Annotated in this window: 28 protein-coding genes; all 28 read right to left on the reverse strand. The window is 38.8% G+C overall.

What is annotated here, in order from left to right:
• Nucleotides 1–66 precede the first annotated feature (66 nt).
• Complete coding sequence (locus D3873_RS09055) at nt 67–1800, reverse strand: portal protein (RefSeq protein ID WP_119883385.1); 1734 nt, start codon at nt 1798–1800, stop codon at nt 67–69.
• Nucleotides 1801–1803: 3 nt separating this feature from the next.
• Nucleotides 1804–2016: a hypothetical protein gene (locus tag D3873_RS09060; RefSeq protein WP_119883386.1), complete on the reverse strand. Its 213-nt coding sequence runs from the start codon at nt 2014–2016 to the stop codon at nt 1804–1806.
• 32 nt (nt 2017–2048) lie between these two features.
• Entirely contained in the window at nt 2049–3554 is a 1506-nt protein-coding gene (terL, locus tag D3873_RS09065; RefSeq protein ID WP_119883387.1) for a phage terminase large subunit, read from the reverse strand.
• The gene (locus D3873_RS09070; RefSeq protein WP_238473753.1) at nt 3520–3993 is read right to left on the reverse strand and encodes a COG3415 family protein; all 474 of its coding nucleotides are present in this window, start codon (nt 3991–3993) and stop codon (nt 3520–3522) included. Before D3873_RS09070 ends, terL begins: the two co-directional genes overlap by 35 nt.
• Before the next feature lie 138 nt (nt 3994–4131).
• Nucleotides 4132–4365 (reverse strand): hypothetical protein, encoded by a 234-nt coding sequence (locus tag D3873_RS09075; RefSeq protein WP_119883389.1) that lies wholly within the window; start codon nt 4363–4365, stop codon nt 4132–4134.
• A 164-nt stretch (nt 4366–4529) separates the two neighbouring features.
• Nucleotides 4530–4958, reverse strand: a complete 429-nt coding sequence (locus D3873_RS09080; protein ID WP_119883390.1) for a hypothetical protein — start codon at nt 4956–4958, stop codon at nt 4530–4532.
• 19 nt (nt 4959–4977) lie between these two features.
• Nucleotides 4978–5190 carry a hypothetical protein gene (locus D3873_RS09085; RefSeq protein ID WP_119883391.1) on the reverse strand — a complete coding sequence of 71 codons (213 nt, stop codon included), beginning with the start codon at nt 5188–5190 and terminating at the stop codon, nt 4978–4980.
• Entirely contained in the window at nt 5187–5354 is a 168-nt protein-coding gene (locus tag D3873_RS13405; RefSeq protein WP_162920159.1) for a hypothetical protein, read from the reverse strand. Before D3873_RS13405 ends, D3873_RS09085 begins: the two co-directional genes overlap by 4 nt.
• A 10-nt stretch (nt 5355–5364) precedes the next feature.
• Nucleotides 5365–5559, reverse strand: coding sequence for a hypothetical protein (locus D3873_RS09090; protein WP_119883740.1), 195 nt, complete (start codon nt 5557–5559; stop codon nt 5365–5367).
• A 327-nt stretch (nt 5560–5886) separates the two neighbouring features.
• Nucleotides 5887–6318, reverse strand: coding sequence for a DUF1064 domain-containing protein (locus D3873_RS09095; protein ID WP_119883741.1), 432 nt, complete (start codon nt 6316–6318; stop codon nt 5887–5889).
• Nucleotides 6318–7028 carry a hypothetical protein gene (locus D3873_RS09100; protein WP_119883742.1) on the reverse strand — a complete coding sequence of 237 codons (711 nt, stop codon included), beginning with the start codon at nt 7026–7028 and terminating at the stop codon, nt 6318–6320. The genes D3873_RS09095 and D3873_RS09100 overlap by 1 nt, the downstream gene beginning before the upstream one ends.
• Nucleotides 7029–7060: 32 nt before the next feature.
• Nucleotides 7061–7462, reverse strand: coding sequence for a YfdP family phage-associated protein (locus D3873_RS09105; RefSeq protein WP_119883398.1), 402 nt, complete (start codon nt 7460–7462; stop codon nt 7061–7063).
• 77 nt (nt 7463–7539) lie between these two features.
• Complete coding sequence (locus D3873_RS13410; RefSeq protein WP_162920108.1) at nt 7540–7713, reverse strand: hypothetical protein; 174 nt, start codon at nt 7711–7713, stop codon at nt 7540–7542.
• An 11-nt stretch (nt 7714–7724) separates the two neighbouring features.
• Complete coding sequence (locus D3873_RS09110; RefSeq protein WP_119883743.1) at nt 7725–8060, reverse strand: hypothetical protein; 336 nt, start codon at nt 8058–8060, stop codon at nt 7725–7727.
• Nucleotides 8044–8265, reverse strand: a complete 222-nt coding sequence (locus tag D3873_RS13415) for a hypothetical protein (RefSeq protein WP_162920175.1) — start codon at nt 8263–8265, stop codon at nt 8044–8046. Before D3873_RS13415 ends, D3873_RS09110 begins: the two co-directional genes overlap by 17 nt.
• Nucleotides 8232–8441, reverse strand: a complete 210-nt coding sequence (locus D3873_RS09115) for a hypothetical protein (protein ID WP_119883744.1) — start codon at nt 8439–8441, stop codon at nt 8232–8234. The genes D3873_RS13415 and D3873_RS09115 overlap by 34 nt, the downstream gene beginning before the upstream one ends.
• Nucleotides 8442–9305 carry an ATP-binding protein gene (locus D3873_RS09120; RefSeq protein WP_238473853.1) on the reverse strand — a complete coding sequence of 288 codons (864 nt, stop codon included), beginning with the start codon at nt 9303–9305 and terminating at the stop codon, nt 8442–8444. It lies immediately after the preceding gene.
• Entirely contained in the window at nt 9244–10059 is an 816-nt protein-coding gene (locus D3873_RS13585; protein WP_119883746.1) for a DnaD domain-containing protein, read from the reverse strand. The genes D3873_RS09120 and D3873_RS13585 overlap by 62 nt, the downstream gene beginning before the upstream one ends.
• 30 nt (nt 10060–10089) lie before the next feature.
• Nucleotides 10090–10791, reverse strand: a complete 702-nt coding sequence (locus D3873_RS09130) for an MBL fold metallo-hydrolase (RefSeq protein ID WP_119883747.1) — start codon at nt 10789–10791, stop codon at nt 10090–10092.
• Nucleotides 10791–11684: a recombinase RecT gene (locus D3873_RS09135; RefSeq protein WP_119883748.1), complete on the reverse strand. Its 894-nt coding sequence runs from the start codon at nt 11682–11684 to the stop codon at nt 10791–10793. The genes D3873_RS09130 and D3873_RS09135 overlap by 1 nt, the downstream gene beginning before the upstream one ends.
• The gene (locus D3873_RS09140; protein WP_119883749.1) at nt 11681–12133 is read right to left on the reverse strand and encodes a YopX family protein; all 453 of its coding nucleotides are present in this window, start codon (nt 12131–12133) and stop codon (nt 11681–11683) included. The genes D3873_RS09135 and D3873_RS09140 overlap by 4 nt, the downstream gene beginning before the upstream one ends.
• Nucleotides 12130–12543, reverse strand: a complete 414-nt coding sequence (locus D3873_RS09145; RefSeq protein ID WP_162920176.1) for a YopX family protein — start codon at nt 12541–12543, stop codon at nt 12130–12132. Before D3873_RS09145 ends, D3873_RS09140 begins: the two co-directional genes overlap by 4 nt.
• Nucleotides 12540–12728 carry a hypothetical protein gene (locus tag D3873_RS09150; RefSeq protein ID WP_119883751.1) on the reverse strand — a complete coding sequence of 63 codons (189 nt, stop codon included), beginning with the start codon at nt 12726–12728 and terminating at the stop codon, nt 12540–12542. Before D3873_RS09150 ends, D3873_RS09145 begins: the two co-directional genes overlap by 4 nt.
• A complete protein-coding gene (locus D3873_RS09155; RefSeq protein ID WP_119883752.1) occupies nt 12725–14683 on the reverse strand; it encodes a hypothetical protein in 1959 nt (652 codons plus the stop codon). The genes D3873_RS09150 and D3873_RS09155 overlap by 4 nt, the downstream gene beginning before the upstream one ends.
• Before the next feature lie 279 nt (nt 14684–14962).
• Nucleotides 14963–15202, reverse strand: a complete 240-nt coding sequence (locus D3873_RS09160) for a hypothetical protein (RefSeq protein WP_119883407.1) — start codon at nt 15200–15202, stop codon at nt 14963–14965.
• 8 nt (nt 15203–15210) lie between these two features.
• Nucleotides 15211–15345, reverse strand: a complete 135-nt coding sequence (locus tag D3873_RS13640) for a hypothetical protein (protein ID WP_274379948.1) — start codon at nt 15343–15345, stop codon at nt 15211–15213.
• Complete coding sequence (locus tag D3873_RS13420; protein ID WP_162920161.1) at nt 15342–15491, reverse strand: hypothetical protein; 150 nt, start codon at nt 15489–15491, stop codon at nt 15342–15344. The genes D3873_RS13640 and D3873_RS13420 overlap by 4 nt, the downstream gene beginning before the upstream one ends.
• Nucleotides 15481–16113, reverse strand: coding sequence for a BRO-N domain-containing protein (locus tag D3873_RS09165; RefSeq protein WP_119883408.1), 633 nt, complete (start codon nt 16111–16113; stop codon nt 15481–15483). The genes D3873_RS13420 and D3873_RS09165 overlap by 11 nt, the downstream gene beginning before the upstream one ends.
• Nucleotides 16114–16160 lie beyond the last annotated feature (47 nt).

The following is a 16160-nucleotide window of genomic DNA, read 5'->3' on the forward strand; positions in this document are numbered from 1 at the left end:
CTTCGCTATGGTGAGCGAAATATTGTGAGACTTTTACTGTCATTCTCCAGGACAATATAAAAACACCTACATTGGCATCCCTTGCCCTTGTGGTGTTTGCAGTTGACTTAATATTTGGTTTTGAACTTCTGGTGGTGCATTTTGAAATGCCTGCTGTTCTTCTGGTGATAATTGTTGAATTAAACTAGCAGGATCCATTGGTTGGCTTTGTTGTGCTTGCATTGCTTCTTGTTGTTGCATACGTTCTTGAATTTTACTGATTAATTCTTGTTTTTGAGGAATATACTCATCAGGAACTCGATCTAAATAGTCGATGATGTCTAAGTATTTTCCCTCAAGCAATCGGTCTAGAGTTTGTAATGCTGCAATCTCTGACCAATAAGAAGATTCCCCAACATCTGCTCGAATGTTAAACCACATATCTTTCAACTGGTTAAAATCGAATTCGACTAATTGTTTCATCCCTTCTATATCCATCACTACTGGTCGTTGGCCATAATAAGTACCCATCATGTCAAATAGGATTTGTCCGATATCCTCAATCCACTCATACAAATTCGCACGTGGGTTTTCGAGTGGTACCGATGAAGATTTCTGAACCGCAATAATTGCTGAAGTATTCTTTGGATCTACGTTACCAAGTGCAGCATCAGATGCACCTAGCATTTCTTTTGTGTACTCCATCGCCAGCTCAATCGCTTGGATAATCTGATTCGACATATTGCCTGGATTTAAATATCCTGCGACGTTATTAATGCTGTTTTCACCGCCTAATCCCGATACGGGTATGGCCATCCCAATTTCATTGGACCACGAGCTCATTAAATCTGCGTTGTACACTGCTTTAGGGAAAGCCGTCATCATAAGGTGATACATCACCATCGCAAACATACGATTGATGAAGATTTGATTTGGCAACATGCCTGTACAAAGTGCTCGACCATGATATTGATTCTTTTGTTTCTCCCAGTTCATCCAAGCGACTGGATATCCCTGCAAACCTGTATCAATGTCTTTGTAAATATAAGACGATTCGATACTCTTACTAACGTGTATGGTGCCTTTTTCTTTGTTTAATCGATAAATGATTATATACAGAGCCTTACCTGTTTCATCACCCTCAATATCGAGCTCTTCAACTTCAATCTTACCTGCATCCGCAGATTGTTCTAAGTATAAGTGATCGCTCTGAATATTATCGATATCCGATTGGTTCGCTTTGAATCGTTTTGCTTCATCCTTTAAGTTTGCGACCATATCACGACCTGAAATGATAATGTATGGCTGTCCTTCTACTTTAGGATTGTTTGCATTGCCAAAATAGACATTCGCACCATCGACTAATTCGAAGCTAATTTCTCCTTTGATATCTTTAAAAGCTTTTCCGTAAGGTTTCTTCGACATATCGAAATATAAATGCGCACAAGCATCACCAGTAATAGCTGCATCAAATAGAGCATCCTTCACTTTAAAATCCATTTTGAACTTCTCAAATAACGTTTGTATCTGAGCATTCGCTATTTCTGCAGGACTAGGTTGACCATCTACGAGATCCGTATCGGTTAGTGGCTCTAGATGCAGTTTACTTTTTGAAGATGTGAGTGAAGCAATAAAGAACGTAATCACTCGTTTGATGATATTAAAAACAGGTTGAGGCAATTTCTCTACTTTCAGATTGCGCCACTGATTCCCGTTAAAGAATTCTAAATTGGCAGTCACCGTATCGTAGTAGTTCGGTTCTAAACGATTGTTATAACGCTTGCCAGCTTCGTATAATTCCCAATCTTTCGTTTGTTCCAAGCGTTACACCTTCTTCCGTTGAAGAGCTGTTTTCACGTCATAGCTAAATATGTTCGCAAAGTCCTCATTCAATTTTTTTAATCGTTGTTGTTCTTCTGGATCCATATCCGGTGGTTTGGCTTTTGGGACTTGATTGTGTCCTAATCCCATCCGATACCCTAGATAAAAGACAATAAAAAGAACCACTCCTGTGAGTAGCCCGATAAGATAATCCATATTTAATTCCTCCTAGCAGTCTGTGAATTCATTTAATCCCAGTCCATAAAATCGTTTATTTGAGGTGAGCCACCAGTCATTGTTCGTACGGCTGACTCGTGTATCTCTTTTGGTGTTGGATTATCAGGATCATGTGCTTCTGGAACATCTGCATTGTAATAAAACAATTTGTTTAAAGCCTGTGAACCTGAATCCACATCATCGTCATTTTTCCCTCTTGGGAATGCTGACCACTCATCAATGAATTCTGTAGTCCAAGGTTCATTTTTCGGCACCCATACATTACCTGAACGAATGTAATCTGATACCGCACTCACACGAGCTATTTTACTTCCCTTTGGATTAACAGGAATGATACCCGGCAAATGTTTACGTAGCATCGAGATAATAGCCGAACCGTTTGCTTTGTCCTCAATAAAAATGCCTGTTGCCTTTGGATAACGCTTTTTCATTGTTTTGATGGCTTCTAAGGTTGTTGGAAAATCCATCCGCCTTTTATCTCTGTCCACGAGATATGCATTAATGCCTGTCTTTCCCCAAGCTTGAATAGAAACATAATCGGATGTATCACTATCTTTGAACGTTGCATCCACACTGATGATCATACGTTGCAACACAGGTAAGGTATCGTACTTTTTCCACCAATCTCTTTTCACCATGTTTCCTTCATGTGCAGTAGGTCTTCCTTGGTAAAGGGAATTGAAAGAGGCAGGGTATCTCTTTCTTTCAGCGATAAACGAATAGCTATATCTCTCAGGCCACAAAGGCTCGCCAATCTTGCGACCAAGCAAATCGTTTTCTTCTGCTTCAAGTGGGAAGTTGTAAACCTCCCAATTCAACGGTTGGCCATATTCGGGATTTAGCAATCTGCCTTGTAAATCGTCTTCGTGCCACCGTGTAAGAATGAGGATAACAATTGCACCTGGATGCAAACGCGAGGAGAAAGAGTCTATCCATTCATCCCAAATCTTTTCCCGATGATTTTCGCTATTTGCTTCTTCCCTGTTCTTAATTGGATCGTCAATAATCATTAAGTCGGCACCTTGACCAGTGATACCAGATAGAACTCCTCGACTAATCATTCCGCCTATATTGTTTGAGAGAGTCCACTCATCGTGCGCTGAACTATCTTTTGCTATTTCTATACCAAAGATATCGTTGCCGTATTGTCGAATCTTTTCTTTGTTCTTCTTACCAAACTTACGAGCAAATGTATCGTTATAGCTGATTTCAATAACCCGGTCTTCTGGAAAATGTCCTAAGTAATAACTTGGTGCAGTTTCCGTTATTGTCATTGATTTTGAATGACGAGGTGGCATGTTAATTGCGATGTATTGGTTCTCTGTTGGTATGTCACCATCTCGCATACGTTTCTTTTTATCAACTGCAGATTGAATGATGTTACCGATAAATTCGGTGTGTGGAGCAATTTGATATCTTCCTTCATGCGCATAAACAACATAATCGATGTAATTTCTTCTGGCGATCGCCTTTTTAACTTCATCAAGTGATGGCAGTTTTAGAGAGGATGTTTTCAAGCTTTTTCAACTCCTCCACTGACAAGCTGCTTAAATCCACTTGATTATTCACATTATGCGTTGTCTCACCTGAGTGCTCGATTTCCTGTTTATCTCTCCACTCTTTCGGTTTTCTATTTTTCAACCAAAAGATTTGTGCAGTTGTATCTGGTTGGACTTCCTTTGTAACCCTTTTTGTTTCAATCATTACCATTTCAGTTTTTCCTGTCTCCTTGTTAAAGTGTTCAGCATACTCCTTGGTAATTTCATCATATCGATATCCAAGTGCTCTTTTAAGTAAGGCATTTTCGACTTGGCGGTCAACAATCTCTTTGCCCTTTTTTAAGGACTCCAAAAACTCTGGGAACTTGTTCTTCCAGTCGTTTAATGTGGAAACTGCAATGCCCATATTTTGAGCAATTTGTTCATCTGTCAGTCCGTCTCTTGCCCAACCGTTCACTTTGAGTAAGCCATCTTCTGTTATCCAGTAAGCAAACTTTCCTTTAGCTCCACCTTTTTTTACTTTCCCATCGCAATCACCCTTTCACGCTATTTGCATTTTTAGACATATAAAAAGCACCCCTAAGGATGCTCTTTTTTAACCCTCAACTTTACCATCTACCAGTAATTCTAAGTAGTTTGCAAACTTAAACTCGGGGTTTTCATCTTCAATAACAACTATTTTAGTGGTAATATTCTTATCCAAATCAACACCTCGACACATGTACTTTCCATCGCCAATAAATGTAATATCCGTTTGGAAATAATAATCACCATCATTTAGAACTATTAATTTTCTAACAGTATTGAAGAACTTAGTTTCTTTTTTCATAAGAATTCCTCCTTTTTCTGTACACTTCTACAAAAAGGAGATATTTTCCTGCTTAATATAAAAAACGCTTAGAGATATGCCCAAGCGTTTCTAAAATTCTTATTTAATTTTACTACCTTAGTATATCCCCTACACATGCACTGGCTGCGTAGATTCAATACTGCTTATTTATAGAGTAACACACTGTTGGTCAAGTAGGTGTGTAATATTTTGTCACATTTCGCAGAAACATTTCGAACGTAGCCATATGACAAATTTAATTCATCGGAAATCTCTTTTAAGGACTTGCGATCAACTACTACTTTTTTCATGATTGCATACTCAATTCTATTTAGTTTTCCTAATGCTCTTTCATAATCCTTTTTCATTACTTCATAGTGCTCTTTACGCTGCATAATTTCATGTTTTCTGTTATGAAATAAGTCCACACGTTCGATTGCCTCTTTGGAACCAAACTTCGTAGCTCCAATACTCCCCAACATGTAACTGCCTTTCCCGAACCAATAATCCATATCTGCATTTACACGTTCCAGGTCCAGTTCGATTGTTTCAAGTGTTGCACACAAATCCAAATAGTTAGCCAACATTTTCACTTAAACCGACCCCCTTTATTTATAAACCATCTAACCCTTGTTTTCTCTGTTTGATTTTCTTTCTTTCTGCTAGATCAATCACTAAGATAGCAAGCTCAATTTTCTTTCGTTTCATTTTTTTCGAGATGTTAAGCAGAGATATTTCGCTCTGCCACATCTCAATAAATTCCTCGATTTCTTTTTGGCTAAATCCTAAATCTAAATCAATCTGATCCAGCGCAAAATACTTCATCGTTTGTTACGCAACCACTCTTTATTACTGGCACTCTCAAACCCAACTGCATGACCTTCTTTCCATCCCCTAGCATGTCCCTTTGTCTCACCGTCGACCTTGCCGATGAACATTCCTGCGACAAATCCGAACAACACCATCATGAGTAACCAAAATAGCTCCAATTGTTCCACCTCATTTCGTTACGACTTTCCATCCTTCTTTTTTCAATGCGCGAAGTTCTTTCCCTTCGAACCGGTCATATAACCAATAATCGCGAATGCCATCATTTTTCGTGAGTAAGAACAAAGCCCCTTTACGTATCATCTTCATACGATGGACCTTTTGCGGACGATCAACCTCAATTGTAATTCCGTGTTTGTTTTGCATAAGCACGCAACTCCTCGAGGTTTTTATGTCGATGGCCACAGTTACCACACTGGATAAATGAAGCATAATCAAGTACATACTCGAAATCTCCGAGCGGTTGCCAAAGACCACAATTATCACAAGAGACTAGCAATGGGTAGTACTCTTGCTTTTTCATACCATCCCTTCTTTTCTGTAAGATTTTGAAACTTTCACCAAAATGAAACGTAATATATTTAAAGGCGGTGACTATACAGTGGGTTTTATTAAAGAAAGATTTATCGGACCAATAGTTGGTCTAATTGTAGGTGGACTATTTTTATACATAGTTGCGTTAATCGGAGATCATTATTTTGGATGATCTCTTTTTTGAGCTTTATTTTTCTTCCTAATTTTCCGATTCGCTTTCAATTCTGCTAATTCAATAAATCCTCCATCGATTTGCGAATAAGTTAGTAGTGTCAATCTGTGAGGGAACTTGTACTCAAACATTTTCTTCTTAATCTTGAAGTCAGTCGTTTCCATTCCCTTAATGTCCACTACTTCAATGGATCCATCTAAATGGTGTATTTCGAAGTCAGCGACATAAGTAATTGCCTTGAACTTTTTACTTCCTTTTTCAAACTTGGGTTGTATTTCGTATCTAGGTTGAAGACGAAAGAAGAGAATTTTCTCTTCCTTCTGTCTCATTTTCAGTTCTTCGTAATACTTAGCTTCCGCAGCGCTATCAAACGTAATGTCATCAACGACAACTTTTCGATTATTATACTTACTCGGCATTAATCGATGATGTACACATTCTGAAGATTGATTTCTTTTTCTAATTCTTGTGATAAGTAATAGGCTATGTTCGACATCGCATTTAGTTCCCATGCCCCACCATCTGCCTCGAATAATCCGACTTGGCCACCTTCACGTAATCGCAAGATAAATTCGGATGCTGGCTGTGCTACTTCTACGAAAGTGCGGAATGGTTTCAGCTCGACAGGGTTTGGAATTTCGACATTCCCCACAGTTGCGACTCCTGTCTTAGCAGTTACACGTTGTGAAAGCCCATCGTCTGTCATTTGAACAGAATTTTCTTCCGTGATAGAACTGATCAATTTGAGTAATTGTTGCTTATGAGCGTTCTCCACGAAGCAAGCTTGCAACATAATTTGAAATTGTTCACGGTCAATGAATCGTTCAAACTTGATTTCGGGCAGTAATGCTTTTGCTGCTACATACGATCTACGATCATTTACATCGTTCAAACTGTCGAACACATTCACTCGAGTAGGCGATTCCACATGAATCATTAGTTTGCGATCGTGATCGAAATTCGATTTAATGTAGTCAACGATTCCTGATAAGCTACGTAATTCAATTGGTTGTACTTTCTGTTCTGTATCTAGTCGATACAATTGGTTTGTGGAATAAACCTTACCAGCTGCTTCAATTGTTTCTGGACGTTTTAACTCAAGTAAGTACGATACGAATTCTTTTAACATTTAGGTTCCTCTTTTCTATTTGTTGGTGTTAGTTATTTGAAATTAACGACTTTATTTTCTTTTTTTGCGATTTCCGTTTCAGCTGGCTTTTCCCCTCTGTCAGTTAGCACTTCCCCATTTTCATCTACATACATCTGTCCTGGGATGCCACTCTTCAACTCAGCACCAACGACTTTACCTTCTGAGTTGTAATCAATCATCAAGTTCGTCTCAATTTCTCTCGCCGGTTGAAGATTACATTTTGCAGTAATACTGACACTTGCCAAATTACGAGATTCATTTGGTTTGAGTGTAATGTTCATTGTTACTTTTCGCGCTTTCTTTGGGTCTGTGTTAGGATCCGCAATATTCTCTAAAACTTTTGATAGTTCAAGATTGATTCGTTCCGCTAATGCTCCGTTTGCAAATGTTTCTAGGTTTACATGATTGCTCATTTTGACTTCCTCCAGTTTTTTTGGTTTTGTATTGCATCGATACTAAAGTCGGCAGCATCCCCTTCACGAAATTGTGTTTAGTTTCGTCCGACAAATTTCATGTCCATACAGATATAGCCATTCTTCGTAAATTTCTCGCCATTATCTATCCATCCCGAATCGATAAGCCGTTCATGGTCTGCTCGAAACTTCGCTAAGGTATCCGCCATAATTAACCGGGTAATAACGCCATTTTTCTTTTTCGATTCCATACCTGCACCTCCTACCAGTTTTTGAAGCATGAGTCATACAAGCTTTCGATGTAAGTAGCATGCGCTAATCGTTTTGCTAACTCTTCGCTTGGCTCCACTGCCATTTTCTTTTTCAAGATTCGTGGGATCCGTTTAATCTCATCCCCATCTGTCGTTTGTCTTCGAACAGCTTTGTAATCACCAAACCCTCGACCCCGATTGACCACAAAGACAAATGCGTGGCGGATTGATTTACCTTGCTTATTCACAAAAGTCGAAGAGAATTGGCTGACAAGATACGCTTCTTTCTCAATCTCGTACATTTCTTTCGAGCTGGTATTGCGATAGTCCTCAGAGTACCTGTTCATTCGGCACCTCGTTCTCCTGCTCGTGATCTCGTTTAATGCGCTCAATAGTGGTTAAATGTAAAAGCTCGTGATATGGCATGCTTCCAATGGGACGACCTTCAGGAGTTTCTGTGATGCCCATGGAGCGTAATCCCTGTATGAAAAAGTCTCGTTGGTTGCTTTGAATCGTTTTTAAGTTACCGCTGATGTTTCGACGGTTGCGCACGACACTTCCCCCTCTTCGATATAGTTGAGTAATATTTCTTCTGCTTTCTCTCGACTAAAGCCATACGTAAAACAGAAGTTCGTTAAGTGATTTTCGAATTGCTCTTGGAATATCTCCTGCTTGTGTTCTTTCCAGAGTCCAGCTGCTAGAATCATTTGGTTGAGTAATGCATTCATTCAATCTCCTGCCTGTCCGAATAAGATTTTCTCGATGTCTGCATTCTCTTTTTCTGCTTCATCGTCACGAATAGACTCTTCTGGCAGATACAGTTCTAAACACATCTTATTGATGCGAGAATGAACACGTCCTTCTTTGTAAATCTTCGCCAGATTTTCAATAGTTTTGTTTGATGTAAAGAAAGTGACTTTCTTATGTTCCAGTCGATAATCCACGATGTCGAAGAAAACTCGCTCTGCAAACTCACTAGGTTTTTCAATCGCAATGTCATCAATAACAAGTACCTCCACTTTTCGAAAGACTTGAATAATATCAATCTCCGATGTGGAGATTTCATTGCTGAATGTTTTTTTAATTTGTGAGAGTAAATCGTTCGCCTTTAGAAAAGCGATATCTACTCCATGCACTTTAACGAGTGCATTAGCAATGCTTGATGCAAGTCTCGTTTTTCCTGAACCCTTCTTTTCACTAAATAGATACAATCCTTTCCCTGCGTTTTTCATCTCTTCAAAGTTTTCGATAAATTTAACGGCAGCTTGTTTCGCAATTGTTGCCGTATCAATACTCTTTTGAGATTTATAGAGCAAAGGATCGAACGAACGGACAGTCGCTTCCCGAAAAATAAAAGGGATTCCTGATAGATCAATCTTTCGTGAAATCTCGTTTTGTTTTTTGCGCTGTTCATAACAAGCACAGGGCTCCTGCCATTCATCCGATTCTTCTCGAAATTCAGGTGTTCGTTTCGACCAATCTTTTTTCCAAATCCATCCCGAACCATCACAGGAACGATGTGGACACTTGTCAGAAGGAATAGTGAGAATTTCGACCGGATTCGTTTCCAGCAAGGCGTTTGCGTCTTTCATTCGTTTCGCTAATTCTGGCCGACTCTTCAGGAGAGATTCCAGAGCTTGTCCTACTGTTTGAAGCATTGTGCATCCCTCGTTTCTTGTTTTGATTGATTAAGATGGATTTAGTGTAATTTAGAGAGGTTGATCCATTCACACGTGTTTCCTTCATTGCTTGAATAACCTGGTCTTCTCCGAAATCGTCAATTAGTGAACCTAACATCTCAGCAATAAATGAGCTGATTGTACCGAAACCTTCAGATTCGAAAATTTGGAAAGCATTCGGTTCTAATCTCTCTAAATTCTTTACATTCTTACCTTCTTTAGTTCTTACATTCTTGTTAGCTGTTAGTTGACTGTTAGTCGTCTGTTGATTGACTGTTAGTTGACTGTTAGTTGACTGTTGATTGACTGTTAGTTCGTCTGTTGATTCATTTTCTTGTTGTTGGTAAATCGCCCAATTCACAATGGTTATAAGTCTATTTTGCTTTGTTGATTCGTCTGTTAGAAATTCGTATTTTTCAAAACGTTTTAGAGCAGTCCTGACGTTCTGTATCGTCACTCCTTTACCTGCTCTTTCAGCGATGGATGGTAAGGAAGTAACAAATTGACCTGGTTCTGCTTTGTATCGCTTTCCTTTCCAGTCCCACTCTTTTTCTCTATGGTTCGCCATTGTGAGCAGGGTGATTAAGATCACTTTTTGTTCTGGAGTGGAACCAGTCCAAATTGGTTTGTCTGTCAGTTGTCGATGTAATTTAATCCACCCTCCCAACTTGCTCCCCTGCCTTTCATTTACATTTATTTACGGAATGTGAATTAGTTTGCCTGTAACTTTTGCAACTTCATCACGTATTAATTGCTCATCTGAATTACTATCGGAAAGATGCAATAACCAAATTTCTTTCAAGACCGATAAATCATTCGCCCTTAAAAAATCGAGCACATTCTCAAGGCTGAAATGCGATTTCATAATGCGTTGGCGGAGTCCTTTTGGTAATCGGCCAGACTTGTTATTTGCATCCAACACCGACTGGCAATAGTTACACTCGAGCATTAAATGTGTAATGCCTTTGAACTGATACTTGATGTAATAGGTATCTGTGGCGAACAATAATTTTTCTTTTTTCTCGTTCATCAGGATAAATCCAAATGGCTCAGAAACATCATGCTGCACATCGAAACCTAAAATAGTCCATGTGCCGATTTTGAATAGGTGTTTCGCCTTTTGTTCATGAATTCGGTGGTGTTGTAAGTCGATTGCTTTTGCCGTTCCTGGACTCATATAACAATCAATGCCAGCTTTTAGAAAACTCTTTAAACCGCCTACATGATCGTTATGTTCATGCGTGATCAAGCAGCCTTTAATATCTGCCGTTTGAAAGTTCAATGCTTTCTGTACTTGTTTGAATGACACGCCACCTTCTAGGAGCAATGGCGTGTGACCATCTGTTACGTAATAACAGTTACCTTTGCTCCCAGTGGCGATTGTCTTGATATCAATCATTAGAAACCAGGTCCATTCGATTCTGATTCAAAAACAGGTTCAGGTTCCGCCCCATCTTCAATTTGTTCCTCAAAAGGTTCTGAAATTTCTCCTGTTTCCTTGTTCACGTAGTCATCCATATCCAGAACTTCTTTATTTGCATTCGTTTGAATTTCTTCTTGCAGCTGAGCATCTTGTAATTTCTCGTCTGATGCACGGAAATGTGTCATTACAAGCGAGTTATCATCCGATGTGTTCATCAGTTTTTTACATGCTCGATTGATTACTGTACGCTTGGCCATCTCTTGTGGGAACTTGCTATGTGTTGAATCAGCACTTTTTGGATTTTGTTTTGATTGTCCCCATGATTTTTCGATTTCTTCAATTGTCATAACTTCTGTGTATACATTATTGTCTTGTTCAATAATCGTGCAGTATGCTCCGATAATAGCTTTGTTTTGACTACCAAACTTTTGCTTGTGTGAGAGATTGCGAACTCGTCCGTTGACCATTTCATAATCAACCTCGTCGCCTTCGTAAATGACTTGGGCATCAATACTCTTAGCGCCGGTCACTCGTTTTGTTACAGCCATTGTTCCGAAATAAGAACGTTGGAATGTCAGTGTTTTTCCATAAACGATGAAATAACCTTGCTTCTTTGCCGGATTTAATCCTTGGACGACCATATCTAGCAAACTGTTGGCGATACTATCTTTAGAACAAACCTGCAGTGCTGGTCTGTAACCATCGTTTTTGCCTGTTTTGATTTCTTGTAACATCAGCCATGCTGATTTCATGGCATTTTCTGGACTGTAGTCAGCTGGGAAATGTAACTCTCCTGCTTCCTGAAATTCCTTCACTTTGTTTGCGACGATATCAACCGTATCTTTCTTGATTAGTGCTAATTCGCTCATTGTGATTCCTCCAGTAAGTTTTTATTTCTGTAGATATTGCCGATGACTTCAAATTCATCATCTTGCAACCAAACGTAATTCAGAATAAACGCACCATTTGATCCGTAAAACTCCGAGTCGTAATTATTCCAAATTTCATAAATGCCACTTTGATATTTGACTACTCCGACAAAATATTTATCAACTCTATGTCCGCCAGTTGTGTCGAAATCCACAAAACTAACAATATCCCCTTCATAAATCTCCACACCGTTCTTATCCTGTAGTCCTGTGTACTGCATGAGTGCATAGGTACCCGTACCATCAGGAGAGCTTCCTTCACCATTTTGGAGGTTGTAATAATAAGCTAAATTATCGGAATCGAAAGAAATTGCGTCGTGCACATCAGTTCCGCAAACATGCATGCTTTTACAATCCTTATCCCAAACACGAAATTTAATTTGTCTCACCTTGATTCCTCCAAAAAGTGTGGATGTTGGTATATGTTTCCGATTACTAAGAGATATGAAAATTTTGGCGTTTCGTATAAGGAACCTTTATTCTTAATTCCAAATGAACCGAAAACAAAATCAATTTCACCTGTATAAAGTAAAGTCCCAAATGAATTTCTGACCTCGGCTATATCACCTTCAAAAATCTCTACACCATTTTTATCCTTAAGTCCGGTGTATTGTTGTAGGGGACCGAATCGCTCAGGAAAAACTGATTGATGAATCGCGGGATCCGACATTGTTCTCAATATCAAGTCTCCTTGTAACCCAATAGTAATATCTTCCAATCCACCTTTATAAGCTTCGTGTATTGGTTTGAAATATTGGTTATACTTTTTGTCCCAAAAACGGAACTTTATTTGTCTCACTTTGATTCCTCCAAATATGAAATGTATTGGTTTCTTTTTTCTTTTAAATGATTCAATTTAACTTTTTCGTTTTCAATTACGTTTGCGTAACTTGTAATTAGTTCCTGGACTTCATGAATTTCCGATTCTAATTTCGGCAAATTATTTTCAATTAACTTTTTAACGTGATCAACGCTTTTTTTCATTTTGCTTCCTCCACACGTAAAGTTTTGTCTTGCTCGCTAACGATCAGCGAAACGATTTGTGTATCGATAACATTTAGCTTCGTTACCGCCTCCGCATTGTCCACGAATATTGGCGCATAAATGCCGTAATGCTCTGATAGAGTTTGGATTATATCCAGTCCGACATTGATTCGCATCGCATTGTTTAACGAACTGTAATCGACTCCGTTGTAAGTTGTTTCGCACACTTCTTGAAGACCACCATTGATTTGGTTCTCAAACAATTTAAAGTTTGCTAGCTTGAATTTGCCGTTAATCTTGTCGGTTAAGAGGTCCACTTTCGCTCGAATGAATTCCTCGGTTAAATGCAACTCGTGATCTAGCTTCTGGAACTCTGCAGCTAGTAACGATTCGTTTTCGGTTAAGTCCTGAATACGAGCTTTCAAATTGTCGACATTAGCTTGTGCTGCGATGATTGCATTCTTCTCACGCATTTCACTTCTTAGATCTGCAACTTCTGACTGGATGCCCTGAACCACTTCTTCCAATTCTTCTTTTTCCGATTGAATCGCACTTTTTAATTCATCAATTTGTGCTTGAAGATTTTTGTATTCGGGTTCTTCTTTTACGTCTCTCACGTTCGATTCAAGAGCATCTAAATCGTTCGCAAGGTTTTGTTCATCATGCATCAAATCAATGAAAATTAGTCGAGATTTTTCGAGATTTTCAGTTTGTATATGCAAGTCATCTACAAGGGATAGTTTTCGTTCTTTCAATGCATTACCTTCCGCCGAAATTGCCTGTAAACGATTTGATTTATTAAAATTGAATGCCTCAAGTGCTTTTTGTTCAACCTCATCCCCTCTTTCTTTTAGAAGAGCCTGTCCACATGTTGGGCACTCTGTATTTCCGTGAAATTCAAAGCGTTCTTGATCAATATAATTCCAGCGATTTCTTAGCTCTTCCATTTGTCGATCAAGCTTCTGAATGTTCTCGTTTACCCACTTGATCTCTTCTTCATGTTTTTGGATTTCACGTTGCCCAAATAGAACATTCTGTTCTGCTTCTTGCCATTTTGCTTGTTTTTCGCGTAATTCTTTTGTTTCTTCATTCGTAAACTCTTGCTCGAACGTTCTTAATGTTTGAGTTAGTTCCGTTATTTGAAGCTCTTTTTCTTTCACAGAATTACCATTACGAATGTTATTGATTTGGTTGTTTGCCTGGTCAATTTGCAATTGAATCCCAGCTACTTCACCTTTTAATTCATCGAGGTTTTCATTGCTTTCCGGAATAGATTTCGTGATTTCATCAATCCTTACTGGAATAGTTAGTAGCTCTTCATTTATTTTTTTTCGACGTTCGGCAATGACTTTACGATGATCGTCAATCGCGCGTCCTTTTAACAAAATAGGTAGTGCAGCTAGTTCTTTGTTTGTGGCAAATACTTCTTCATCTGTCACATCACCACTGATCGTCAGGAGAATGTCACGACGATCTTTCCATTTCAGCTGCTCATTGAAAAATGTTGGGCTAGTGATCAGCTTGAACAAATCCTCTTTCACAATGGAATCGACAAATTCGGTGTATTCCTTTTTCTTCTTTGGCACACCATCGATGTAGTAATCCGTTTCATGTCCTGTAAATGTAGATTCAGCAGATCCTCGTTTCCGAGTCCACACTTCCTTGTAGACTTTCTTCAATTCAACTTCGGTACCATCAACTTCAAACAATCCTTGTACAGAGTGATTTAAGTTGTGTAGCTCGTTACCGTTAGCATTTAGTGTCTTAATAGAAAAATCCTTGACGTTATGCGAATCCTTATCGAAAAGTAACCACACAAATCCATCAAATAACGTAGATTTACCAACCGCATTATCACCGTAGACATTGACTGAATTACCATTTAGAACTAGCGAAAAATTTTTAATCCCTTTGAAGTTCTCTAACTCCATTGAGAGTAATTTAATCGTTTTCAAATGCCTGCCTCCTTGCCCCTTATGAAAGAATGTTGTATTCTATAGGGGACTTCTTTAGTTTTAGGTCCACTGTTGGTAGCAGTGGGCTATTTTTGTACCAATAGCTCTGTCGTCCCTTTAAAAATCACTTTCTTCACTTCATATCCTTCTGCTAAATGCTCGTCCATTACTTACACGACAGATGATAGATTTGTGTCTTTCGTGTACACAAGCTCGATTGTTTTGTTAAAGCCATCCTCAAAGTGCGCTTCCCATAAGTAATACTCCTGTTCCACTTTCTCACCCCCTCTCAAGGATTTGTTTCGATTCGTCCTCTAACCTAGTAAAATCAACCACTAGACGATAACCCCAGTGCTTACAATATTCTCGTTGAAAATCGAGCATTTCTTTTAATTCCTTCTGCGTTAATCGAAGTTCCAATTCACCGACAACAGGTTCAAAGTGTCGTTGGAAATGTACGATGAACTCATTGTTTGGCAACTTCTTAATTGGTGCTATTCGAACTGTTTTTTCTGACATTATTACTCTCATAAATTCTCGATAAAAATGGAGATTTGGCTGTACAAGATTAATACAAGAATGATAGCTGCGATCAGGAAAAAACGTCTCTCTGTTTTGGACAGCGGTTCTACAAATAAGTAGTTCTCAATTCTTTTCATCATGAGATGTTCTCCACATTCACTCGGTATTTAACGGCCAATTCTTTCACGATAGCTAGATAGATTTCGGTTAAACGTGAATCATCTGCAATCGCATCTAGTTTAGAAACTTTGTTTACAGTAGACTTAGCGACTCCATTAAGTGCCATTACTTTTTTGCTTGTTCGTCACTCGAATACTTAACTTACACTTCGCGCGATCTTCAAGAATTTTGTAGCTTTCATTGCGAATCTCTTTGAACATGTCGTAACCGCCCTGCGCTTGAGCAATTCGATTTAATATTCCAGTGATTTTCTTGCGCCACTCGACAACCGATAAGCCAATAATCTCGTTAATGTTGTGTTGTTCTGTTTCAATTTTTCCGATACGACCTTCTTGTTCGTTTAACTTTTTCTCCATTTCCACCATGTTCTGTGCTTGGAGCAATGCGTACTCGGCAGGAGTTAATTGTTTCTGTTGATAGGAGCCCGTTTTTCGAATAGAGGGAATGACTTCCTTCGTGATCCACCGCTTAAAATCTTTTGCCTCTTGCTTACGACTTCCTAAAACCAAACTGTAAAGTCCTGATTCATTTACGAAATTTGTGTCACCTTGACGCCCTATGTTGAACATAGACCGTTCATCTTCATCTAGTCGTTGCAACGCTTGAGTAACATTTTTAATTTCAAGGACTTCGCAAACATCAGTTGCAGCAAACCAGATTTCTTCACCTTGTTGCAGTGTGCGTAATTCGTTGTTTTGAAACTGGAATACGTTTTGTAATTGATTCATTCTTCTACCTCTTTTCTTTGGTATAATTTCCCTATCTCATGTAGAGG

Source organism: Paenisporosarcina cavernae (assembly GCF_003595195.1).
Lineage (GTDB): Bacteria > Bacillota > Bacilli > Bacillales_A > Planococcaceae > Paenisporosarcina > Paenisporosarcina cavernae.